Here is a 23325-nt window from a genome sequence, read left to right as displayed (position 1 = left end):
TGCTATCAGGGCAGGACAATGCTTAACGCGCTCATACCTTCTTTCGATCCTCTGTCTGAGGCGTTTTTTGCGCCATCATCCCCACCAGAGCGTGCGGCTGATAGCACGCCTCCAGAAAGTGAATATCTTCCTGACTGAGCTGCAACTTCACGGCTTTTACCGCGCCGTCGAGATGCTGCTTTTTGGTGGCGCCGACGACCGGCGCGGTGACTTTAGTTAACAGCCAGGCGAGTGAAATTTCGGTCATGGAAACCTGATACCGACGGGCAAGCTCCGCTACGCGTTCAATAATAATGCGGTCCTGCGCCGCCGTTTTATCGTATTTTCCTTTCGCATACGCATCTTCAGCGGCACGCCGCGTTGGCGGATTATCCAGCCGGGCAAGACGACCGCTGGCCAGCGCGCTGTAAGGGGTCATCGCAATATTATCTTCAGCGCATAAGCCGACTAATTCGCGCTCGTCCTCGCGCATAATCAGGTTGTAATGGCTCTGTACGGAAACAAAACCGGTCAGACCTTCCCGCTCGGCCAGCGCATTCGCTTTAGCCAGCTGCCACGCGAAGCAGTTAGAAATGCCGATAGCACGGATTTTGCCCGCCTGAACGGCCTGATGCAGCGTCTCAAGCACCTCAAGTATTGGCGTATGGTGATCCCAGGCGTGACAGATATAGAGATCGATATGTTCCATGCCCAGGTTTTGCAGGCTTTGGTTAAGCGATCGAGCAATAGCCTGTTTGCCGGTAACGCCGCTGGCTATTTGTTGTGGCGTGCGCGGCAGAAATTTGGTGGCGACCACCACCTCATCGCGCTTCGCCATATCCCGCAGCGCCCGGCCGAGATAGCGCTCGCTTGAACCGTTTTGATAGGCTATCGCCGTATCGAAAAAAGTCACGCCCTGCTCCAGGCCGTAACGGATGATCTCACGGCTTTCCGCTTCAGCCAGCGTCCAGCTGTGCTGGCCCGTCGCCGCATCGCCAAATCCCATGCAGCCCAGACAGAGACGGGAAACCGTTAAGTCGCTTTTCCCCAGTTGCGTATAGTCCATTACCTTTTCTCCTTTATTAACAGGATCTAAAGCGCCGGTTTCGACGCTAACGCTTTTAACTGCGCAATGAGCCGTGCGGCGTGATCCTTGGCCAACATTTTCTGCTGCGCGATGTTTTCATCCCGCTCCGCGTAACTTATGCCACAGGTGTACACGGGTGTTTGCATCTCCAGATTGCACAGCCTGGCCGTCGTTTCAAACTGAATAAGATAATCATCAAGGCTATGCCCGAATGCACCTTCAGCAGAATAAAGCGCCTGTGCTGCACCGGTGGTAAAGGAAAGGATAAGTTTTTTGCCGCCGAGTTTTGCCGTTGAACCATGTGCAAACCCGTGAACAAAAACCTCGTCCAGCCAGACTTTCATGATCCCCGGCAGCGAATACCAGGAAAACGGAAACTGCCAGACGATCGCCTCGGCTTTTAACAACGCCTCCTGCTCAGCCCGCACGTCAATTTGATAGCCCGGATAACAGGCATCCAGACGACGGATTTCCGCATCTGGCAGCGCCTTAGCCACCTCGTTCAGGATGGTTGCGTTACCGATTGACTTCGTCAGATCCGGGTGTCCGGAAATAATAACTATATTCATTTTTAGCCGTTAATCTCCTTTCTCATTTTCCCTGATTTACCCGGCGGGAGGTTGCCGAAGGAAAGTATAGGCTCGCGATCCTGATAGAATTAGGACAGTATCGGCTTATGGATAATTAGCCTGTGGCTAATAATCAGCGGCGTGGCTGCATCAGGACGACGTAATGAATAACGTGATATACAACCAGATCCGCATTTTTCAGAGCATCGCTCGTGAAGGCTCTATTTCGGCCGCCGCCAGGAAACTGGAAATCACGCCGCCCTCGGTCAGCAAGGCGCTTAAGCTGCTTGAGCAGCATATCGGCCATCCTCTTTTCGTGCGCACCACCCGGCGTATTGAGTTAACGGATGCCGGACGGCAGCTGTTAGAGCAAACCTTATCCGCGGTGGAATCGCTGGAAAACTCGCTGGAAAATATCCGGGGTCAGCAGCAGGCGCCTTCCGGGCTGGTCAGGATCACGCTTTCCCGCTTCGCTTATCTGCTGATCCTCAAACCGGTGATGGCGGCATTTTGCCAGCGTTATCCGGGCATCCGGCTGGAAGTGTCCGTGTACGACGGCACCGTGCATCTTGTTGATGAGCGGGTCGATGTGGGGATCCGTTTTGGCGATATCCTTGAGGGCGGCGTGGTGGCGCGCCAGTTGATGAAGCCCTTTCGTGAAGGGCTGTACGCTTCGGCAGCCTACCTGAAGGCGTTCGGTACGCCGACAACGCCAGCCGATCTGCCGCAGCACCAGCTTATCGGCTACCGATTTATTACCGCTCACCGCCTCCTGCCGCTGATGCTGGAGCACAACGGCGAACAGCTGACCGTGGATATGCCGGGCCAGCTTATCAGCAACGACATCGACGTGATGGCTGACGGCATCCGCAGCGGGCTGGGTATCGGCAGGCTGTTCGAGCCGGTTTTGCAGCTGCAGCCGGATAAAGAGAGGTTTCTGCCGGTGATGGAAGCTTTCTGGAAGACCTATCCGCCGGTTTATCTCTATTACGCAAAAAGCGCAGGTAAAACGAAAAGAGTAAAGGCGCTGATTGATTTTCTGCTGGAGAACCGGCCTGGGTATAGCTGACAAAAACACCGGTCTTTAGCGGGGTAAAGTAACCGTAAAACCCGCGCTACGGCGCGGCAAGCACATGCTCGCTGGCGGAAGACGCCCGCGTGCATGGCTTATCCCTGCGCCGCGCACGCCTTTTATCTCTATTCAGCCTGTCGGCACGCGCCCCGCTCTTCGCCATGCTGCGCCAGATGGCGTAAGGCCTGCCGGAAACCGGCATCAAAGGTCTGACCGTGCGAAAGTTCAGGCCACGACCAGTAGGCGGCAGATAAACCGGCCTGGCGCAGCGATGCCAGCGTGGCGCGAACCCTGTCCTGCACTTCCGCCGCCGGCGCATGCGGATTGTTTCCCGGCTGGCCGTCGCCTTCACTGACATAGAGCGACTTCGCGCAGAAGCGCGACGCTTCGACCTTCGCCAACTTAGCCAGCACGCCGTCGTACTGCCGGTTCAGCGTTGGGCTGGTCGGATAGTAAAAATGAAAGAACGACGAGGAGAGCCAGGCGTTCAGCGTAAAGACCCCGCCTAAGGAATGGCCCCAGAGGCCACGCCCGGCGGAGTTTATCTTTAACCCTCTTTCGGCCTGCGGCGCAATTTTTTCCTCAAGCAGACGGCGAAAAATAGCGTCGCCGCCGCCCTTTCTTCCTCCGGGCCGGGCGCTTTTTTCGCCGTCCGGCGGCGTGTAATCATAGGTTCTGGCGGCCAGGTCAAAAGGCAGCGTCGTCTGATAGCCAACGGCGACAATCACCGGCGGGTTTTGCGCCGACAGCGTTTGCAGCAGCCCTTCCGACAGCCTGTCCATTACGGCGTTGCCGTCGAGCAGATACATCACGGGAAAGCCGGCAGGCGGCGCTTTCTTATTGGGAATGCCCGTCCATATTTTGTAATGTCGCTGTCCATCGGCGGAATCAAGCGTGCTGACGCGAAAGTGATAAAAAGCCGATCCCTTATCCGCAATATTCGGGCCAGACGGCCGCATATCGGGCTGACACCAGGCGCCTGTCGTATAAAAACAGGTAAAAAAAAGCGCGCCCAGCCGGCAAGCCGCGCGCGCATTTCGGGTGAAAAATAACTTAATATTCATCTACATGCTCTCAATAAAAACCCAGACAGGCAGGCGATGAGGAAAAGTCGCGTCTGTCGGTTTCTCCTCAAAAATGCAGGCCCGGCTGCGTGATAGCCGACAAGCGGAAAACGCCACTATAATGAGAATGATTATTAATTACAAATAAGAGCCGTCCCGGCAAGCTATTTCTGGTGTCGGATCTCCGCGCGAAACGCGCATTAATTAACGGCGGGTTTAATACCCACACTTTTTGCAGCAAACGTAATACGAAAAATACCAGGCGTAATGGGGTTTAATTTTACCAAACCGGAAAAAATTAAATTTTTATATGAGAAGCCCTGGGACGATAAGGATTTGTGAAAAATGCGGCGGTCGACAATCTGCGTTCAGCAGCCATACCCTGGTTATTTTTTTGGCATGGTTCATGCTTCGCAACAGAAGGGGCGCGAAAGACAGAGGTTATTGTGTAGCTGGATCTACGCCTTTAAGCGTAACAACTCTGGCGAACCTGATGGGTAAGCATCAGGTTCGCACGGTGAACTGGATTCCCTGGCGTTGGCAAGAATACTGGAGATATTTTTATTATGTGCTGCTTTGTACAGATAACTTAATCTTACACCCTTAATGAAGTCAACAAAAAAAGAGACAAAACTTCCACTAAAATGAATACCAAACCAGCCATAAAAGTATAAATGATTGATTTTATTTAAATTAACACTTAATGCAACAGCAAAAAAGCAGACAAAACCAGGTCTGACCTGTCTACTCCCTGCTTCACATTTATTGAATAACATTAAATTTGCTTATAAAATGCGGCAGATGACAGCAACCGGACGCTTATCATGAAAACATCGGCATTGCAGAGAAAAAACAATATAATCAACAATATAGATTATATTATTAAAAGCCGGGGCGAGACAAAAGTCTCTTTCGCCAACCGTACCGGCGTCACCCGCGCGACGCTGTATAAAATCCTGGATGGCAAAGTCAATAACGTACAGCGCTCGACCATTACGCGAATCGCGGATTTCTTTGGCGTGTCGTGCGAGATTATTGAAAATCACGATCTGCAATCTATCGAACTGATCGAAAATACGCTGTCGCCCGACGGCGATAAAAACCCGGCTGCCGTGCCGGTTATTCCTCAATCGGCATTTTTACGCTGCGCGGACAAAAGAGTGGGCCAGCTGGTGGCGCACTATCCCGTTACCTGGTTTTTTGGCGAGGTCGCTAACACGGTCGCGCTACAGGTTGAAAGAAATCTGGGCAACCTGTTTTTTCCTGGCGATGTGCTTATTATCAAACGCCATACGCCGCCACAGGAGAAGCAGCTGGCGCTGTTTTCCTCCCCGACTCAGGCGCTATTTGTCAGTGATATCCACTCCGGCGCTGAGGAAGCTTCCCTGCTGGGCGCCATTATCGAAGAAAGAATCCAATAACCCTAAGGACTGTTCTGCATGGAACAAAACAAGAAATACAAGCTGTTGGGCTTTACCCGCTCGGATGTGATTACGGCCAACGTCATGGTGCTGGCGACCGGCAAGCATATCAGCATCGGCCTGCCCGAGCTGGAAAGCAGCGAAATCACGGATGATTTTAACCGGCATGAACTGAAATCGCTTTATCGTCGCCTTTATGGCGATAACAGCACCGTGACCTCTTACGATATTGGCGACAGGCATGAACGCTCCTGGTACGCCTATCTGATCATCAGCATTGCGCTGACGGTTATTTATACGCTCAGCACCGTGAGCGGCGTGAAACCCGTGCTGATCCCCGTGGTGAATTTCGTGGTGCCGCCCGCCATTTTTTTCTATCCGCTCTCGTTTATCCTGGTGGATATTATCAACGAGTTTTACGGCCTGAGAATGGCAAGAAGAACGATATTTATTTCATTTATTTCTAATACGCTGTTTGTGGCGGGCCTGTGGCTGACCAGCCTTTTACCCGGTCTGAAAGAGTGGGAGCTGAATATCTCCTACGCCACCTTTGTTAACAGCATTGTCTCCGTACTGTTTGCCTCTTCGGCCGCGTATCTGGTGTCGGAAAATATTAACTCGCTGATCCTGTGCAAAATAAAAGAGCTGACCAATTCGCGCTTTCTTTTTGTGCGCGTGCTGACCAGCAACGTTATCGCTTCGGCTCTTGATAGCGTGATTTTCTGTACGCTGGCTTTTCACAACGTGCTCAGCATGGCGACGATTAAAACCATGATTATTTCGCAGTTCATTATCAAGCTGGGCTATGCGCTGCTGGGCGTTGGCCCTATTTACGCTACCCGTGAACTGTTCAGACGCTATATCAATAAAGAAAAACAGGTTAATCGTGCAGAGGAAGTAGTATGAAAACAGAGGAAATTACGCTGCTGGGCAAAAGCACCGGCTATGTTCAGCATTATGCGCCGGAGCTGCTGGAGGCGCTGCCGCGGTCGCGCGGTCGCCAGGAAATCGGCCTGACGTCGGCGGAGCTGCCCTTTTCCGGCTTCGACCTGTGGACGGGCTTCGAGCTTTCCTGGCTCAACGCTAAGGGCAAACCCGTGGTGGCTATCGCCGAATTCTGGATCCCGGCCACCAGCCAGCATCTGATCGAATCAAAATCTTTTAAGCTTTACCTGAACAGCTTTAATCAGACGCGCTTCGCCGCGCCGGAAGAGGTCGCCACCACGCTGGAAAACGATCTGTCGCGGGCGGCCGACGGCAGCGTGAAGGTCAAGCTCTATCCCGATTTAAACGGCTACGCCGCTTTTACCGCAGCGCTGCCCGGCGAATGCATTGACCATCTTGATATCGCCGTGGAGGACTACGATTTTTCTCCGCAGCATCTGCAGGATGCCGCCTCCGGCGATTTTGTGGCCGAAACGCTCTCCTCAAACCTGCTTAAGTCTAACTGTCTGGTGACCAATCAGCCCGACTGGGGCAGCGTGGTCATCCATTATGAAGGCAAGCGGATCGAGCGGGAAAAACTGCTGCGCTATCTGATTTCGTTCAGGATGCACAACGAGTTCCACGAGCAGTGCATTGAGCGCATCTTTAACGATATCAAACACTATTGCCGCCCGGAAAAGCTAAGCGTGTTCGGCCGCTACACCCGCCGGGGCGGGCTGGATATCAATCCGTTCAGAAGCGATTTTGAAGCGCAGCCGACCACGGGCCGCCTCGTCCGTCAGTAATGCCCGCCAGGCGCCCGTTCCTGTTTATTACGCTGCAAAATGGCTGTCTCTCTACACGCCCAGCCTGTCGCGGATGCTGTAATAAGCCGCGCCCATCGCCGTAAGCGGAATACGCATATTGCGGCCGCCGGGGAACGGATAGTGCGGCAAGCGGGCAAAGGCGTCGAAACGTTCGGCGTCGCCGCGCAGCACTTCCGAAATCAGCCGACCGGCCAGATGGGTACAGGTAACGCCGTGCCCGCTATCACCCTGCATATAGTAGATGTTGTTTTCCAGGCGGCCGAACTGCGGCATCCTTGAGAGCGTAAGCAGGAAGTTGCCTGTCCAGCGGTAGTCGATTTTTACCCCTTTCAGCTGCGGGAAGGTTTTCAGCAGCTTCGGCACGATCAGCCGATCGATATCCTCAGGATCCCGCGCGCCATAGACCACGCCGCCGCCGTACAGCAGGCGATGGTCGGCCGTCAGCCGGAAGTAGTCCAGCAGGTAGTTGCAGTCCTCCACGCAGTAGTTGGAGGCGAGCAGCGACGCGGCCAGCTCTGCGCCAAGCGGCTCCGTGGTCAACACCTGCGTGCCGCACGGCATACTGCGTTTCGACAGCGACGGCTCCAGTTTGCTGCCGAGATAGGCGTTGCCCGCGACGATAACATAGCGCGCCGTAACCTGGCCTTTCGCCGTTTTTACCACGGCCGGGCTGCCATGCTGAATCTCCACCACCGGCGACTGCTCGAAAATCTGGCCGCCGTTCAGGACTATCGCCTGCGCTTCGCCAATCGCCAGATTTAGCGGATGCAGATGGCCGCCGCGCTTGTCCAGCAGCGCGCCGACGTAGCGATCGCTGTCGATCTCCTGGCGGATCTGCCCGGCGTCCAGCAGCTCCAGCTGGTCGTTGCCGTAGCGTTCCCAGTTCTGCTTCTGCTCCTCCAGCGTGGCGAACTGACGGGCGTTCAGCGCCACGAAAAGGCCGCCCTGCTGATAGTCGCAGGCGATGCCGTAACGTTTAATGCGCTCGCGAATAATATCGCCGCCTTCAAACATCATGCTGCCCAGCATTCTGGCGGCATCTTTGCCGTAGCTTTTTTCAATCACGTCCACGTCGCGGCTGTAGGAGTTGACCACCTGACCGCCGTTGCGCCCGCTGGCACCGAAACCGACCTTCGCCGCTTCCAGCACCACGACCTGGTAGCCGTTTTCCGCCAGATGCAGCGCCGAAGACAGCCCGGTGTAGCCTGCACCAATGATGCAAACGTCGCAGGAGATCGGCTCCTCCAGCGGCGGAAACGGCGTGTAGGCGTTGGCGCTGGCGGCATAGTAGCTTTGCGTATGTTCAGTCATGCTTACGGCTCCAGAGAGATCCAGACGGATATCGGTTCGGTGAATATTTGCGGCGCGACCCGCGCCCGTTGCCGCTCTGTATGGCGTCAAAAGGCGCGGGAATGCGCCGTCGTGGTTCACAGGCCCGCGCGGCAGCGGCCGTCAGGCATCAGAAGGTGGTAGGCGTATGGGCGCTGATAATGCGGCAAATTTTTGCCGAGGTGTTGCTGAAGCTGTGCGGAATGCCGGTGTTAATGGCGTAGCTTTGCTGCGCCACCAGATGATAGCTCTGACCGTTGAATTTCAGCACGACTTCCCCTTCCAGCAAGGTGCCTATCTCTTCCCCCTGATGCTTGATGCGCTCTCCTGTGGTGGTGCCTGGCTGATAAGTTTCAATCATCATCGCCAGCGTGCGGTTCGGCGCGCCGTTATGGATAAGCTTCATGGAGACGCCCTGACTGCCGATCTCAATCAGCTCGTCAGGATTAATCACCACCTGAGGCTCGTCCGGGATCTCCGGCTCCGCAAAAAATTCGGACAGCGACAGCCCGTAAACTTTTAGCAGCTTTTGCAGCGTGCTGATGGCCGGGCTGACCTTGTCCTGTTCAATGGTGCTGATGGCGCTGTGTGTTAATCCAGACAGTTCGGCAACCCGGCGCTGTGACAGACCCAGTTGCTGGCGGATCCCGGACAAACGCTTGCCTGGTGCCAGGCCGTCATTGTTCATAAACGCATTTCCTTCAATGTGAGTCAGAGCTGCTGCTTTTCAGCGTGATGCTGCTGACATGCCGTGATAAAGCCTTCAAGCAACAGGCGCGACAGCGCATATTCGCTGCTTTTCCATTCCGGGTGCCACTGTACGCCCAGCGCGTAGGGATGATCGAGCACGCTGACCGCCTCCGGCAGCCCGTCCTGGGAGTACGCCTCCACGCGAAGCCGCGGGCCAAGGGTTTTTGCGCCCTGCCCGTGCAACGAGTTTACCCAGAATGTTTTGCTTCCGGGTATCAATTGCGAAATTAATCCGTCCGGCTGGATTTTGATCTCATGCGAGGGCGCATATTGCTGATCTATTGGCAGATCCGGGTCCTCACGATGCTCAAGAAACTGCGGATGGTCGCAGAGGCGACGGTAGAGGGTACCGCCCGTTGCGACCACCAGCTCCTGCAAACCGCGACAGATGGCAAAAATGGGGATGCGCCTTTCGAGCGCCTGCGCAATCAGCGCGATGCTCAGAAGATCTCGCCCGGGATCGGCGGCAGGCTCATCGCCGTTTTCACCATAATGGTGCGGCTGCATATTACTGGGGCTGCCCGGCAGCAACACGCCGTCCAGCAGCGGCATCACGCCTGCCAGCAATTCCGGCTCTGCCAGCGCGTGCGGCAAGGCGATGGGTAAACCGCCCGCGTCCAGAACCGCATTCAGGTACTTATCTTGCAAGGTATGACTTTGTTGGCCTTTGACGGGGTTGCTGCACATCACCACCCCGACAATCGGCCTGTAAAATATATCGACCATGCTTCACCTCTTGTTTCGGACTGAATTTTTTACAAAAGCGTCTGAAATTACCTGAAATGCGCAATATTTCCGCTGACTGGTATTTTGATAACCCTTTTTTAAATCAAATGCAACATTTGACAAACAATTTGTTTCCGTCCAGATTGTTTTTGTGTGCATTATATTTAACAACATGAATGCGATCCTGTTATCCCCTACCAAGCCAACAGCGGTGAATCATGGAAACTAACCTTGTAGCAGTGGAAAACTTTAAGCAGCCGGAAGAGAGACGGAGCAGCGCCTTCGCCAGAGAGGTCGAAGCCTATCTGAGCCGCTATCCGGATACCCATTACGTCGATGTGATGCTGACCGATCTTAACGGCTGTTTCCGGGGCAAGCGCATCCCGGTGGCGGCGCTGCGTAAGCTGGAGAAAGGCTGCTATTTCCCCGCCTCCGTTTTCGCGATGGATATTCTGGGCAACGTGGTGGAGGCGGCGGGCCTGGGCCAGGCATCCGGCGAACCCGACCGCATCTGTGTGCCCATCGCCGGGACGCTGACGCCCTCCGCCGCCGATCCACAGACCATCGGCCAGCTGCTGTTGACGATGCTGGACGAAGATGGCGCTCCCTTTGACGTTGAGCCGCGAAATGTCCTTAACCGCCTGTGGCAGCAGCTACAGCAGCGTGGACTGCATCCCGTGGTAGCGGTAGAGCTGGAGTTCTATTTACTGGATCGGCAGCGTGACGCCGAAGGCTATCTTCAGCCGCCCTGCGCGCCCGGCACCCAGGATCGCAATATGCAAAGCCAGGTCTACTCCGTGGATAATCTCAACCACTTTGCCGACGTGTTAAACGATATCGACGAGCTGGCGCAGCTGCAAAAGATCCCGGCGGACGGCGCGCTGGCGGAGGCGTCGCCAGGCCAGTTCGAAGTTAACCTGCACCATACCCGCAACGCGCTGGAGGCGTGCGACCATGCGCTGGCGCTGAAGCGCCTGATCCGGCTGGTGGCGGAAAAACATCATATGCACGCCACGTTTATGGCCAAGCCCTACGAGGAATACGCCGGCAGCGGCATGCATATTCATATCAGTATGCTGAACGACCAGGGCGAGAACGTGCTGGCCGACCGGCACGGCAACGATTCCCCCCTTCTGCAACGCTCGCTGGCCGGGATGATCGAGATGATGCCCGCCTCCATGGCGCTGCTGGCACCTAATATCAACTCCTATCGCCGTTTTCAGGCAGGCATGTATGTGCCGACGCAGGCTTCCTGGGGCCACAATAACCGCACCGTCGCCCTGCGCATTCCCTGTGGCGATCGCGATAATCATCGCGTGGAATATCGGGTCGCGGGCGCGGATGCCAACCCTTATCTGGTAATGGCGGCCATTTTTGCCGGGATCCTGCACGGTCTGGATAACGATTTGCCGCTGCCGCCGAAGGTCGAGGGCAACGGGCTGGAGCAGGACGGGCTGCCATTCCCTATTCGTCAGAGCGATGCGCTGTGGGAATTCGCCCAGCACGAGGCGCTCTGTGCTCAGCTCGGCGAACGTTTCAGCCACGTCTGGCACGCCTGCAAAAGCAACGAGCTAACGCAGTTTGAGCGGTTGATCACAGATACGGAAATTGACTGGATGCTGAAAAACGCCTGATGGCATCCGGCCTCAGGAAGAGCCTCGCCCATGCGCCCCGTCTGGAAACGAGCGCGCTCTCTGCCGGTTTTCCGGCCCGTACCGCCTGTCGCCGAAGGAAAAAAAGCGGCGGCGGAACGCCCTACATCATGAGGTTCGGAAATGGTGCATCTGCCCGTCCCGTATACCCTTAAGCCGCCCACGGCTGTTCTCTCAGCGCCGCCGCAAGGGGGCTGCTAATGGCTGCCGTCACTGAAGAAAGCCCGGCCAAACCGGGGCTGAGAAAATCCCTTAAGCTCTGGCAGATTGTGATGATGGGGCTGGCCTACCTGACGCCGATGACGGTGTTCGATACCTTCGGTATCGTTTCCGGTATCAGCAACGGCCACGTTCCCGCTTCCTATCTGCTGGCGCTCGCCGGCGTATTATTTACCGCCGTCAGCTACGGCAAGCTGGTGCGCCAGTTTCCCGAAGCCGGTTCCGCCTATACCTATGCGCAGAAGGCGATCAATCCTCACGTCGGCTTTCTGGTCGGCTGGTCGTCGCTGCTGGACTATCTGTTCCTGCCGATGATCAACGTGCTGCTGGCGAAGATTTACCTTTCGGTCCTGTTTCCGGAAGTGCCGCCCTGGATATGGGTAGTGGGTTTTGTGGCGATCATGACCGCCGCCAACCTGAAAAGCGTCAGCCTGGTGGCGAACTTCAATACGCTGTTTGTGCTGGTTCAGGTCGCGATTATCAGCGTATTTATTTTTCTGGTGATCCACGGTCTGTATCGCGGTGAAGGCGTCGGCACGGTCTGGTCGCTACAGCCTTTTATCAGCCAGAACGCGCACCTGCTGCCGATTATGACCGGCGCGACCATCGTCTGCTTTTCGTTTCTCGGTTTTGACGCCGTTACCACGCTCTCCGAAGAGACGCACAACGCCGGGAAAACCATTCCGCGCGCCATCTTTCTGACCGCGCTCTACGGCGGACTGATTTTTATTGCCGCCTCGTTCTTTATGCAGCTCTTTTTCCCCGATATCAGCCGCTTTAAAAATCCCGACGCGGCGCTGCCGGAAATCGCACTCTACGTGGGCGGCAAGCTGTTTCAGTCGATTTTCCTCTGCACCACTTTTATCAATACGCTGGCTTCCGGCCTGGCGTCTCATGCCAGCGTTTCCCGTCTGCTGTACGTGATGGGTCGGGATAACGTCTTTCCGGCCAGGGTGTTCGGCTACGTGCATCCCAAATGGCGCACGCCCGCGCTTAACGTGATTATGGTCGGCATCGTGGCGCTTTCCGCCCAGTATTTCGACCTGGTAACGGCGACGGCGCTGATTAATTTCGGCGCGCTGGTGGCCTTTACCTTTGTGAATCTCGCCGTATTTAACCACTTTTACCGCCGCGAAGGCCGCAATCGCACCTGGAAGGAGAAGCTGCATTATCTGGTGTTGCCGATGGTGGGCGCCGCCACGGTCGCGGTACTGTGGATCAACCTGGAGGCGACATCGCTGACGATGGGGCTGATTTGGGCAGTGCTCGGCGTGCTTTATCTGGCCTGGCTGACCCGCCGTTTTCGCCAGCCGCCGCCGCAGTTTAACAAGCTGCGAGCGGAAACGGGCGGGAAATAAGGCAGAACATTTATGGCCGCGTGATGCAGCCCGCTTTGGGCGTCAGTAGATGAAAGGTCTGTCGAAATATGCCCGGCCGCGTGACGCAGCCGGGAATGTCTTAAGCTTTCAGGATCGAGGTCAGAATGGTTAGCGAGCGGCTGAACTGCTCGTCCGGAATGGTCAGCGGATAAAGGAAACGGATCACGTTACCGTGCACGCCGCAGGTGAGCAGGATCAGGTTCTGCGCCAGCGCTCGCTGCTGAATATCGCGGGCAAAAGCGCTGTCCGGCGCGCCGGTTTCAGGATGATTGAATTCCACTGCAATCATCGAGCCGCGTCCGCGTACCTGAGCGATGGCTGGATGGCGGGTGCCGATGAGGGCTTCGCTCAGGGCCGCGCCGAGCCTGTCGGCACGCTGGCAGAGCCGCTCTTCCTCGATGATATCCAGCACCGCGTGGGCCGCCGCCACCGCCACCGGGTTGCCGGCGTAGGTACCGCCCAGCCCGCCAGGACCCGGCGCGTCCATCACTTCGGCGCGGCCAACCACGCCGGAAATCGGGAAACCGCCGCCCAGGCTTTTCGCCATTGTCAGCAGATCCGGTTTCGCATCCGGGTAGTATTCGCTGGCGAACACCTTACCGGTACGCGCAAAGCCCGTCTGGATCTCATCCGCCACCAGCAGAATGCCATGCTCGTCGCACAGGCGGCGCAGCGCGCTGACAAATTCCGGCGGCGCGACGTTGAAACCGCCCTCGCCCTGAATCGGCTCAAAGATAATGGCGGCGACTTCCTGCGGCGCGATATCGCAATGGAAAATATCGTCCAGGCTTTTCAGCGCATCCTCCACGCTGACGCCGTGCAGCTCGTTGGGATAGCGGGCGTGGAACACCGAGCCGGGAAAAGGGCCAAAGCCGGTTTTATAGGGCGCGACCTTGCCGGTCAGCGCCATCGTCATCATGGTGCGGCCATGAAACGCGCCGGTAAAGGTAATGACGCCGGGACGCCCGGTCGCGGCGCGAGCGATTTTCACCGCGTTTTCCACCGCCTCCGCGCCCGTGGTGAAAAAAGTGGTTTTCGCTTTGCCCGCTATCGGCGCCAGTTCGTTCAGGCGCTCCGCCAGCGAGATATAATTTTCATAAGGAATAACCTGGAAAGCCGTATGGGTAAAACGGGTCAGCTGCTGCTGCACGGCAGCGATCACTTTCGGATGACGGTGCCCGGTATTCAGCACGGCGATCCCCGCCGCGAAGTCGATGTATTCGCGCCCCTGCGTATCGATAAGCGTGGCGTTTTCAGCCTGCTCGACCAGAAAATCGCACATTACGCCCACACCGCGCGGTGTGGCGTCCAGACGGCGCTGACGGATGGAATCGTTCATGTTTTACTCCTCGTTACGGGAAGCCGGGTTGTACCTGAATTACCTTGATTTTTAGCGCTGATGGGGTGCTATTATCCAGAGCCAGTTTTGACTATTTTAGGGAGCCACTTTGCGCACACTCGTCGGTGATCTGGTCGCCTGCCGGCTTGGACAGACGGCCGCAGGCACGCTGGGCAAGCGTCTTTACGACGCCTTACAGCAATCCATTCAGAAAGGGATGCTTGCGCCCGGTACTCGCCTGCCCGCCTCGCGCGATCTGGCCGCCGAACTAGGCGTATCGCGCAATACGGTGATGGCCGCTTATGAGCAGCTACAGTCGGAAGGCTATCTAACCACCCGCGCGGGCAGCGGCACCTTTGTCAGCGCCAGTCTGCCGGAAAGCGATCTTTCGGCGGTGGAACGGATCGTTTCCGCCGACGTGCCATCAGGGCAGATCGCGCTTTCCCGCCGGGGCGAGCAGCTGCTGAACCGCGCCGGCGCCAGCCAGCGTCAGTGGGGAGCCTTTATGCCCGGCGTGCCGGACGTACGGCATTTTCCGCATAAAACCTGGCATAAAATCACGCGCCGCCTGAACCTGCGGCTGCCGGTAGAAACGTTGAGTTACTCGCAGCATGGCGGCTACGCGCCGCTGCAACATGCGCTGGCGGATTACCTGCGCGTGGCGCGTTCGGTTAAATGCACGCCGGAGCAGATCCTGATCGCTTCCGGGACGCATCAGTCGCTGGATCTGCTGGCGAAAATGCTCTGCAATCCCGGCGATCGGGTCTGGGTAGAAGAGCCGGGCTACTGGGGCCATCGCAGCGTGCTGGAAATCAACGGCCTGGAAACAGTGCCGATTGCGGTAGACGACGAAGGCATGACGCTGCCCGCAGGCGTCGCGCCGCCACGGCTGATTTGCGTAACGCCTTCCCATCAATATCCGACCGGCGCCGTGATGGGCCTGGCGCGTCGTCAGGCGCTGCTCCGCCAGGCGCAGGCCTGGGGCAGCATTATCATCGAGGACGATTACGACAGCGAGTTTCGCTTTGGTGAAAGCCCGGTACCGGCGCTACAGGGGCTGGCGCAGGATGAAAACGTCATCTATCTGGGCACCTTCAGCAAAACGCTCTATCCGGGGCTGCGCACCAGCTATATGGTGGTGCCCGACTCGCTGACGGCCCGTCTGAAAGTGGCCCATTCCGAACTTTACCGGGGCGGCTACGGCCTGACCCAGCTGGCGCTGGCGGAATTTATTCGTGAAGGCCACTATGCGGCGCACGTACGCCGTATGCGACAGCTTTACGGCCAGCGACGCGAGGCGCTGGTCGGGACGATCCGCCGGGAACTGGGCGCGGAATTTATCGGCCAGGACAGCCATGCCGGCCTGCATCTGATCCTTGCGCTGCCGCCGGAAATTGACGACGTCGCCCTCGCTTACGTGCTGGAGCAACAGGGGATCTGGACTCGCCCGCTTTCGGTTTACTACAGGGGCGAGGCGAAAAGACGCGGCCTGATCCTCGGCTACGCCTGCGTAGAGGCGGAAGCAATGACGGAAACCTTTATGCCTGTCGTCCACGCCCTGCTGCCGCTGTTAGCAAAATGATCGGTGTCGGTAAGCTTTTCCGCCTGAAAAAACGCCCGCCCGGTGCAGGGTAAAAGAGAGCGACAGGCAGCGCATGGTCAATGACTTCCGGCCATTTTTCGGTAATTTATTTAAAAGGAATAAATATATAGATAATAAATAATTTAAATCACAAATAAATAATACTCACCATTCAAACTCACCCCGTTATTAATCATTCCAATATTTACCACCTGTAGTGCGCAATAAACTCCTGTTAAATTCATTAATAAGAAAGCACTGACAGGGATGCGCCCTTTATATCCAGGCTATTCGTGCGAATATATTCTGTTCAGGAATTTTCGCCCTTTACGCAAGCGGCAGAGATAAATATATTAACTCCGCTGTATTAACCTTATATACAAGGAGAAAGTAATGAGAGAAATCAGCCATAATGAAGTACAAATGGTTAGCGGCGCTGGTCTGACTGACGTTATCACCGGCCTGAACTCGGCTATGGAAAATGTCTCAACCAAACTGCAAACCACCGTTGATGCTATTTCTACCACGACGGATAGCTGGAGCATCAAAAAACTGACGCATCAGGCTATAGGATTGTCTCGCACCTATGCGAAGCTTTCCTTCCTGTCGAATATCCTGACCGGATTAACTACCCCAGCCGACAGCTCGTCTGCCGCGTAGTTTTGCGTGAAGGATCTGAATAAGGCAGGCCACCGGTCTGCCTTCATGCTTTTATGCCTCTATATGATTTCAGCCAACTTTTTCGTAAATTGCCCGTATTTCCGTCTCGCTCAACACGTTGTCCGCCGTGAAAAAGGAGAGGATTAACGCGCGAAAGTCGGTAAAGGACGCGGCCTCCTGCTGCCTTTTCTCCTCTCCGTAGACGGTAAGATGCCGGTTGAACAGATTGGTTTGCTGCCCGTTTATTATTTTCGCCATCATCAAATTATGGCGAAACAGCGACTCGTCATACGTGGCAACAAAGTGGCTGGCGACAAGAATATCCGCCTGTTCGCAGGCGCCATCGGCAAACCGATACATCAACCGCCAGCTGCCGCCGCTTTTCATCGACAGCAGCCACTCTTCCTGGCTGAACCGCTCAAGACGGTAACCCTGCTGTTCGCCCGCCTCCAGCCGTAAAGGCGCGGTCAGGCTGACGCCGCCAAAACCGACATCCGCCAGATACCGCACGCCGTCGAGCGCCACGGTTAACAGCATATGCGTTTGCGGCGTCGCGTCCGGCTTATCCTGTCCCCACAGCACGCGTGCAAGGTGCGGCGTAACCCTGAAGCCAATTTCTTCAAGGATTTGTCGCAACAGCAGATTATGCTCAAAGCAGTAGCCTCCCCGCTGTTTGCTCAGCAGCTTGTCGGCAATCTTCTCTACGTCGATACTGACCGGCCTGCCCAGCAAAACCTCTATGTTTTCGAAGGGAATAAGAGCAGGCCAGCGCTGATGTAGTGCACTAAGGGTGGCGAAATCAGCAGACGGCGACGCGGAAAAACCAGCCAGCGCCGCAAAGCGGGAAAAGTAGTGATAGTTGTTCATAGCAACTCGTTCATGATGTTAAACCACCATGTTAGCAGTTTTGCCGCTGCCGGCTATTTTCGCAGGCCGCCGGGTTGATGGAAAACGTTCAATCCTCTTTCTTTTGTCTGCCTGTAACGGCAAAGGCGTTAACCTGGCGAAAAGGCGCCGGAAACGTTAAGCTCGCCGCCACCACTTCAGTAAAAACAACCTGTATGAAACGCAAAACTATCGCCATTGTAGCTTTGCTGGCTATCGTCGGCGGGCTTTATCTGACCTTCCTCCCTCCGGAGCAGGATCCGCACTATTATGCCGCCGCCTGCGTGGCGATCAAGGATATGCATGACACGCCAGACTCGGCAGATTTCCCTGACAAATTGCGCGAGGTGATTACCAACGAAAACGCTTCCTACGCGGTGGACAAAGTAGCTTTCGACAAGCATTCGGCACAGGGCGCAATTCAGCGTTACCGGCAGCTCAGCGAGCAGGATAAAAACCGAACTCGCCAAAGCATCGACGACTGTTTAAGCGTCATGCTGCCGAAAAAAACCGACTAAAGGGCCGGCGGCCTGCCGCTGACGGGCCGTTTGTCACTCAGGTTATGGATTAACTTTGTTACAGCATCTTTCACTACGTTCAGGGAGTAAGGGCAAACGGGTAACAGAGCGCTGTTACATATTCAGCCAATCGACTCAGCTTGTTACGGATCTGAAGGCGCTGCAATGTGTCTTCTTATTTGCATCTTTTTTGCAGCGGAACGACTACCCACAGTTTCGGTAAACGCGCATATTTTTACTACCAATATAAATCACGTTTATTAAGATTTTCTGTAAATCTGTACACACCATGTAACCTCTGAACCTGCTATTAATAAGAAAAAAAAGTGCCCGCCGCGCCCATTAATTAACGCCACTTAACTTGCCTTATACGCATTTATCTGTAAATCAACGGGACGGCACCTTTTCCGATAGTTCCGCGTTAAAATAATCTTATTAAAATTATCATAAAGTCATCTGCTATCGCCTGCCAAGAGTGAAAGGGAAAATGCAAGCTGAATACTATTATGTGACCCAACGACCAGAACAAATGGATTTTCATCTGTTACACCGCCGAGGCTGCCAGAAAATGCCCGGGAAAAATAAGCTGGCGTTTATCGGCAGCTGCTATGCCCCTCTCCAGGCATTAACCGTGGCCAAAGCCCGGTTTGGCAACCGCGTAAAAGCCTGCTACTTCTGCTGCCAGGAACATCATGAGCGCGCAACCCCTTTTATTTCTTCTCGTCTGTAAATAGCGCTTCGAAACGCTCATGCAGATAGTCGGTAAAACAACGGATCCTTTTTGGCGTCTGTCGGCTATGAGCATAAACCGCATAGATATCCGCTGAAGGCAGCTGATATGAAGTGAGCACCTGAACCAACTTGCCGGCCAGGATCGCTTCGCGTGCATCCCACCACGAGCGCAGGATCAGACCATGGCCATCCAGCGCCAGGCGCATGGCAACCTCACCATCATTTGTGGTCAGGCTTCCCTGTACTTTCTGCCGATGCTCTTTACCCGCCTTGCTGAATCGCCAGATAGCGGCATCCGACTCATGCTGGCGCAGCACAATACAGTTATGCTGCGCCAGATCTTCAACGTGCTGTGGTACAGCATAACGGGCCAGATAGTCCGGCGAGGCGCATACCACGCGATAATTAGCCGCTATACGGCGTGCAATCAAACGGGAATCCGGCACGCTGCCCACGCGGATATCCACATCTATACCTGCATTAAGGAAGTTCAGCGGCTGGCTGGATAGCTGTAAATTAAGCGTTAACGCCGGATGTTGCGCGGCAAAATCTGAAACCAGAGGCGCAACGTAACGACGTCCAAAACCAAAGGATGCGTTGATATGTAAGGTGCCGTGTAGCATAGCGCTTTCGCCGCCCAGCTCCTCTTCCAGCTGCGCCAGCTGGCTGAGGATCGGCTCCGCGCCTTCGGCGTAAAGCAGGCCTTCCGGCGTCAGCTCCAGGCGTCGGGTAGTTCGTCTGACCAGCTGTACGCCCAGCTTCTCTTCCAACTGCGTCAGTCGTTTACTGACGGCCGGCAGGCTTAATCCCAGTTCCCGGGCGACCTCCGTCAGGCTGGTCAGTCTGGCTACGTGGGTAAAAAAGCGCAGATCCTCGCTGGTTGTCGCCAACTCTTTACCTTTAGTTAACATTGCATTGAATTCCAGGCTAATTATTTAACCATAATGCTGCAATAGACTCAGGGCGAAAAGCTAACTTTCCAGGAGAAGCGCAATGTCCGTAGCAAACTACAAAATTGCCGTGATCCCCGGTGACGGGATCGGCAAAGAGGTGATGCCGGAAGGCGTAAAGGTTATCAGCGCCGCCGCAGAGAAATTCGGCATCGTGCTGGAGTGGGTCTGGTTTGATTTTGCCAGCGCGGACTATTATCAGCAGCACGGTAAAATGCTGCCGGACGACTGGTTTGCCTTACTTAAGCCGTTTGACGCTATCTACTTTGGCGCCGTCGGCTGGCCCGAAATCGTGCCGGATCACGTCTCGCTGTGGGGCTCGCTGCTCCAGTTCCGCCGCCAGTTCGATCAGTATGTTAATTTGCGTCCGGTGAGGCTGCTGGCCGGCATCAAATCCCCGCTGGCCGATCGCCAGCCTGGTGACATCGATTTCTACGTAGTGCGTGAGAATACCGAAGGTGAATACTCCAGCGTTGGCGGAACGATGTTTCCCAATACGGAGAGAGAAATTGTTATTCAGGAAACGGTAATGACCCGTACCGGCGTGGACCGCATTTTAAAGTTCGCCTTTGAGCTGGCGCAAAAGCGTCCGGCCCGCCATCTGACTTCCGCCACCAAATCCAACGGCATTGCCATCACCATGCCGTGGTGGGACAGTCGCGTAGCGGCGATGCACGAGCATTATCCCGACCTGGCGGTGGATAAATACCATATTGATATTCTGACGGCGCACTTTGTCCTGCATCCGGACAGGTTCGATGTGGTTGTCGCCAGCAATCTGTTCGGCGATATTCTTTCCGATTTGGGGCCGGCCTGCACCGGAACCATCGGTATTGCGCCTTCCGCTAACATTAATCCTGAACGTACCTTTCCCAGCTTATTCGAACCCGTACATGGCTCTGCACCGGACATCGCTGGTCAAGGCATCGCCAATCCGATAGGTCAAATCTGGTGCGGCGCGATGATGCTTGAGCATCTGGGCCATAGCAAGGCGGCGGAAGCGGTGGTAGCAGCCATAGAACGCGTGCTGAGCAGTGAAGATAAAATACGGTTAACCCCGGACATTGGCGGTACGGGGAAAACGGCGGATCTGGGCGCCGCTATCGCCGCCGCGCTGTAAATAAGGGAGGAGAAAGGCGGCCTTTCTCCTTTTTGCTATTTTACTGAAGGTAGAAAATTATTCTTTTCGCCTATTGTAAAAATAAAAAAATATGAGACTATTCCCATTAAAAACACCAACCAACTATGAGCTATAAAATATCAACCATTAATTCAGGCCTGAGAATAATCCTGGCTGGCAGGCCAGATTACTTCACTTACCTGAACCATTAGTAAAAACGTTATTTTTAATTTTTAACCATAGCCTGACACTAACGTATGACAATAACTAAGGAAAAATTTAATTTTTTTTAGTTACCGGAATCGACAAGTGTTAAAAAAAGACGTTATGATTGTGAATCATTAGCAGCAATGGCAGAAATCATCTAATATTTTATTCTAAAATATCAGGATAAAATAGATTTTCCGTTTGATGATCGACTTACCCCTTTTGACGAAACAAAAACCTTAAACACCTGCATGCATTGATATAAAAAACCACAAAAAAAACCTTAAGTAGCCATTCTACCCTTTAATTAACAAATAACACCCTCTTTATAAAAGAATAAAGTAACTGTTGAGATAGATTTATCTCAACAGTTACTATAGCCGCACTCAGGAAAGAGTTCCCGTTTGACACGCCTTGTAAAAGTCTGTCTGGTTTTCATGGAGGAAAGGTAATGGATTGGGAAAGCGCAAAAGTCTACGGTTACATGATTGAGCCCGACATCCAGGTCAATATTAACCAGAGCCGGATCATTAATATCAAACTACTGGCAAACGAAAAGGGCACCAGCGCAATAAAATTAAGAAAAACCATGATGCGCCTTTTTATTTACCTGCTGGAAAATGCCGACAGTAAAGTTATCGGCAATGAAGAAATATTAACCAATGTGTGGGACAAGTATGGCCTGAGCTCCTCATCACAGCGGCTCTGGCAGGTCATGCACTGCCTGAGAAACAAACTTTCAACGCTTGGTATTGCTGAAGATTTTATCACCCGGACAGAAGAGGATCACGTCAGGGGATTCTGCATTAATAAAGAGCGCGTCACGCCTATTTACTACTTCGATACTAAGAATTTGTAGATAAAACCACTGCAAATACTTCCCCTCAGGGAAAAATAACAATCCCAACGACAAGATGGGATTTATTTTAACATGATGAAAATAAGGATGTTCAATGAAAAAATTGCTGATTGCTGCTGCGCTGGCAACCGCCTTTACCGGCGTGACTGCCCAGGCGGAATCTGTTTCTACGGCCTCTTCGGGCACCATTACCTTTAACGGCCAACTCACCTCCTCCACCTGTAAGGTAAATGTCAACGGTTCAGGTAATTCAGACGGTAATGTTGACCTGCCAGTGCTTCAAACTTCTGCTCTGCCGAAGGGTGCCACCGCAGGTGATACGCATTTCATTATGCAACTGACGGATTGTACGCTGGCAGATAATAAGACAACGGTATCGGCTTTCTTCCAGCATGGCACTACCGTTAATGATAAGGGACATCTGATAAACAAGAGCGATGCCACGGAAACATCAGACGTCACGCTGGAGCTGTTAGATGCTAATAACAATAATTATAAATCTATTTTTATTGGTAGTGATAATCAAAAAGAAAGTGCGATTTATAAACCCGTGACTACAGATGGAACCGCAACATTAGAATACGCCGTTCGCTACAATGCACAAGAAATAACAGGAGCAAAGGCCGCCCCTGGTATGGTTAGCAGCAGCGTGGTTTACGCTCTTCAGTATAAATAAAACCTCCCCGCAGAGAGACGCCGTCTCTCTGCTTTTTACAGAAGGTTAGTATGAATAAATTTTCTCGCTTATTTTTGTCCGGTTTAAACGCTTCTTTATTGCTGGCGTTTAGCTACACGGCTTCTGCCAGCGTAGTGATTACCGGCACCCGGGTTATTTATCCCTCGGACGCCAGAGAAGTCAGCGTAAAATTAGCCAATAAAGGAAAAAAGCCGGTGCTGATCCAGAGCTGGATCGATGACGGCGATGTAAAAGCCAAACCGGAAACTATCCATGTGCCTTTTGTCCTGACGCCGCCCATCAACCGCGTGGAGCCGGAGAAAGGCCAGACGCTGCGTATCAGCTATACCGGGAAGCCGCTGCCGGCCGATCGGGAAAGCATCTACTGGCTGAACGTTTTGGAAATTCCGGCTAAAAACCCGTTGCTTAAAGACAGCAACCTGCTGCAAATGGCCTTTCGCTCGCGCATTAAATTCTTTTTCCGTCCCGTCGGTTTGAAAGGAAACGCTAACGATGCCGCACAAAAAATTGTCTGGAAAAAAAACGGGCAGCAGCTGATAGCCAATAATCCTACGCCTTATTATATCTCGCTGACCAATATAGTTATTAACGATAAAAATACCGAGGCAGATACGATCGCGCCTTTTTCTGAAGCCAGCTTTACTGCTGCAGCAAACCTTGGGGACAAAATAAAGGTAAATTATATCAATGATTATGGCGCCTCTATCAGCGTCGATGCGCAAGTCAATTAATAGATATTCTACTCTACGTCATCGGGACAGATTAATGACGCTTAATC

The 23325-nt window shown here is 54.1% G+C and carries 23 protein-coding genes; 13 read left to right on the top strand and 10 right to left on the bottom strand.

Annotated elements, in window-relative coordinates:
- Positions 1–31 precede the first annotated feature (31 nt).
- A complete protein-coding gene (locus ACA373_RS13455) occupies positions 32–1045 on the bottom strand; it encodes an aldo/keto reductase (RefSeq protein ID WP_370734646.1) in 1014 nt (337 codons plus the stop codon).
- A 26-nt stretch (positions 1046–1071) separates the two neighbouring features.
- On the bottom strand, positions 1072–1635 hold the full coding sequence (locus ACA373_RS13450) for an NAD(P)H-dependent oxidoreductase (RefSeq protein WP_370734645.1): 564 nt from the start codon (positions 1633–1635) through the stop codon (positions 1072–1074).
- A 163-nt stretch (positions 1636–1798) separates the two neighbouring features.
- Here ACA373_RS13450 and ACA373_RS13445 point away from each other — a divergent pair, with 163 nt between their 5' ends.
- Positions 1799–2704 carry a LysR family transcriptional regulator gene (locus tag ACA373_RS13445; RefSeq protein ID WP_253458482.1) on the top strand — a complete coding sequence of 302 codons (906 nt, stop codon included), beginning with the start codon at positions 1799–1801 and terminating at the stop codon, positions 2702–2704.
- Positions 2705–2832: 128 nt separating this feature from the next.
- Here ACA373_RS13445 and ACA373_RS13440 read toward each other — a convergent pair whose 3' ends face one another.
- Both ACA373_RS13440 and ACA373_RS13435 read right to left on the bottom strand, forming a co-directional pair.
- Positions 2833–3666: an alpha/beta hydrolase gene (locus ACA373_RS13440; RefSeq protein WP_253458479.1), complete on the bottom strand. Its 834-nt coding sequence runs from the start codon at positions 3664–3666 to the stop codon at positions 2833–2835.
- Between the two features lie 563 nt (positions 3667–4229).
- A complete protein-coding gene (locus ACA373_RS13435) occupies positions 4230–4547 on the bottom strand; it encodes a hypothetical protein (protein WP_301250590.1) in 318 nt (105 codons plus the stop codon).
- Between the two features lie 48 nt (positions 4548–4595).
- Between ACA373_RS13435 and ACA373_RS13430 the strand changes: the two genes are divergently transcribed.
- The 3 genes from ACA373_RS13430 to queF are packed head-to-tail and all read left to right on the top strand — an operon-like array spanning position 4596 to position 6922.
- Positions 4596–5192: a helix-turn-helix transcriptional regulator gene (locus tag ACA373_RS13430; protein WP_253458473.1), complete on the top strand. Its 597-nt coding sequence runs from the start codon at positions 4596–4598 to the stop codon at positions 5190–5192.
- Between the two features lie 18 nt (positions 5193–5210).
- Positions 5211–6098 (top strand): queuosine precursor transporter, encoded by an 888-nt coding sequence (locus tag ACA373_RS13425; RefSeq protein ID WP_253458470.1) that lies wholly within the window; start codon positions 5211–5213, stop codon positions 6096–6098.
- Entirely contained in the window at positions 6095–6922 is an 828-nt protein-coding gene (gene queF, locus ACA373_RS13420; RefSeq protein WP_301250592.1) for an NADPH-dependent 7-cyano-7-deazaguanine reductase QueF, read from the top strand. The genes ACA373_RS13425 and queF overlap by 4 nt, the downstream gene beginning before the upstream one ends.
- A gap of 51 nt (positions 6923–6973) precedes the next feature.
- Here the strand turns inward: queF and ACA373_RS13415 are convergent, their stop codons facing one another.
- From ACA373_RS13415 to puuD, 3 genes are all read right to left on the bottom strand, one after another.
- Positions 6974–8254 (bottom strand): FAD-binding oxidoreductase, encoded by a 1281-nt coding sequence (locus ACA373_RS13415; protein ID WP_301730043.1) that lies wholly within the window; start codon positions 8252–8254, stop codon positions 6974–6976.
- A gap of 148 nt (positions 8255–8402) precedes the next feature.
- On the bottom strand, positions 8403–8960 hold the full coding sequence (gene puuR, locus ACA373_RS13410) for an HTH-type transcriptional regulator PuuR (protein ID WP_253458460.1): 558 nt from the start codon (positions 8958–8960) through the stop codon (positions 8403–8405).
- Positions 8961–8983: 23 nt separating this feature from the next.
- Positions 8984–9748, bottom strand: coding sequence for a gamma-glutamyl-gamma-aminobutyrate hydrolase (gene puuD / locus ACA373_RS13405; RefSeq protein WP_301250593.1), 765 nt, complete (start codon positions 9746–9748; stop codon positions 8984–8986).
- Positions 9749–9966: 218 nt separating this feature from the next.
- Here puuD and ACA373_RS13400 point away from each other — a divergent pair, with 218 nt between their 5' ends.
- Complete coding sequence (locus ACA373_RS13400) at positions 9967–11382, top strand: glutamine synthetase family protein (RefSeq protein WP_253458453.1); 1416 nt, start codon at positions 9967–9969, stop codon at positions 11380–11382.
- Positions 11383–11600: 218 nt separating this feature from the next.
- Positions 11601–12977 carry an APC family permease gene (locus tag ACA373_RS13395; protein WP_370734644.1) on the top strand — a complete coding sequence of 459 codons (1377 nt, stop codon included), beginning with the start codon at positions 11601–11603 and terminating at the stop codon, positions 12975–12977.
- A gap of 100 nt (positions 12978–13077) precedes the next feature.
- Here ACA373_RS13395 and ACA373_RS13390 read toward each other — a convergent pair whose 3' ends face one another.
- Positions 13078–14337, bottom strand: coding sequence for a 4-aminobutyrate--2-oxoglutarate transaminase (locus ACA373_RS13390; protein WP_370734643.1), 1260 nt, complete (start codon positions 14335–14337; stop codon positions 13078–13080).
- Between the two features lie 109 nt (positions 14338–14446).
- On the opposite strand from ACA373_RS13390, the gene ACA373_RS13385 reads away from it, so the two are divergent.
- Both ACA373_RS13385 and ACA373_RS13380 read left to right on the top strand, forming a co-directional pair.
- On the top strand, positions 14447–15919 hold the full coding sequence (locus ACA373_RS13385; protein ID WP_301250596.1) for a PLP-dependent aminotransferase family protein: 1473 nt from the start codon (positions 14447–14449) through the stop codon (positions 15917–15919).
- Between the two features lie 393 nt (positions 15920–16312).
- Positions 16313–16579: a hypothetical protein gene (locus ACA373_RS13380; protein ID WP_253458441.1), complete on the top strand. Its 267-nt coding sequence runs from the start codon at positions 16313–16315 to the stop codon at positions 16577–16579.
- Positions 16580–16648: 69 nt separating this feature from the next.
- Here the strand turns inward: ACA373_RS13380 and ACA373_RS13375 are convergent, their stop codons facing one another.
- Positions 16649–17446 carry an arylamine N-acetyltransferase gene (locus ACA373_RS13375; protein ID WP_253458438.1) on the bottom strand — a complete coding sequence of 266 codons (798 nt, stop codon included), beginning with the start codon at positions 17444–17446 and terminating at the stop codon, positions 16649–16651.
- 194 nt (positions 17447–17640) lie between these two features.
- Here ACA373_RS13375 and ACA373_RS13370 point away from each other — a divergent pair, with 194 nt between their 5' ends.
- Positions 17641–17982 (top strand): hypothetical protein, encoded by a 342-nt coding sequence (locus ACA373_RS13370; protein WP_253458434.1) that lies wholly within the window; start codon positions 17641–17643, stop codon positions 17980–17982.
- A gap of 710 nt (positions 17983–18692) precedes the next feature.
- Here ACA373_RS13370 and ACA373_RS13365 read toward each other — a convergent pair.
- Positions 18693–19625, bottom strand: coding sequence for a LysR family transcriptional regulator (locus tag ACA373_RS13365; RefSeq protein ID WP_370734642.1), 933 nt, complete (start codon positions 19623–19625; stop codon positions 18693–18695).
- 82 nt (positions 19626–19707) lie between these two features.
- Here ACA373_RS13365 and ACA373_RS13360 point away from each other — a divergent pair, with 82 nt between their 5' ends.
- From ACA373_RS13360 to ACA373_RS13345, 4 genes are all read left to right on the top strand, one after another.
- Positions 19708–20784 (top strand): tartrate dehydrogenase, encoded by a 1077-nt coding sequence (locus tag ACA373_RS13360; RefSeq protein WP_370734641.1) that lies wholly within the window; start codon positions 19708–19710, stop codon positions 20782–20784.
- A 658-nt stretch (positions 20785–21442) separates the two neighbouring features.
- Positions 21443–21850 carry a helix-turn-helix domain-containing protein gene (locus ACA373_RS13355; protein WP_253458423.1) on the top strand — a complete coding sequence of 136 codons (408 nt, stop codon included), beginning with the start codon at positions 21443–21445 and terminating at the stop codon, positions 21848–21850.
- A gap of 94 nt (positions 21851–21944) precedes the next feature.
- Complete coding sequence (locus tag ACA373_RS13350; RefSeq protein ID WP_370734640.1) at positions 21945–22526, top strand: fimbrial protein; 582 nt, start codon at positions 21945–21947, stop codon at positions 22524–22526.
- A 50-nt stretch (positions 22527–22576) separates the two neighbouring features.
- Positions 22577–23278 carry a molecular chaperone gene (locus ACA373_RS13345; protein ID WP_370734639.1) on the top strand — a complete coding sequence of 234 codons (702 nt, stop codon included), beginning with the start codon at positions 22577–22579 and terminating at the stop codon, positions 23276–23278.
- Positions 23279–23325: the final 47 nt, after the last annotated feature.

Origin of the sequence: Erwinia sp. STN24, from assembly GCF_041320675.1 — a bacterium.
GTDB lineage: Bacteria > Pseudomonadota > Gammaproteobacteria > Enterobacterales > Enterobacteriaceae > Erwinia > Erwinia aeris.
This window is presented reverse-complemented; position numbering and strand designations above follow the sequence as displayed.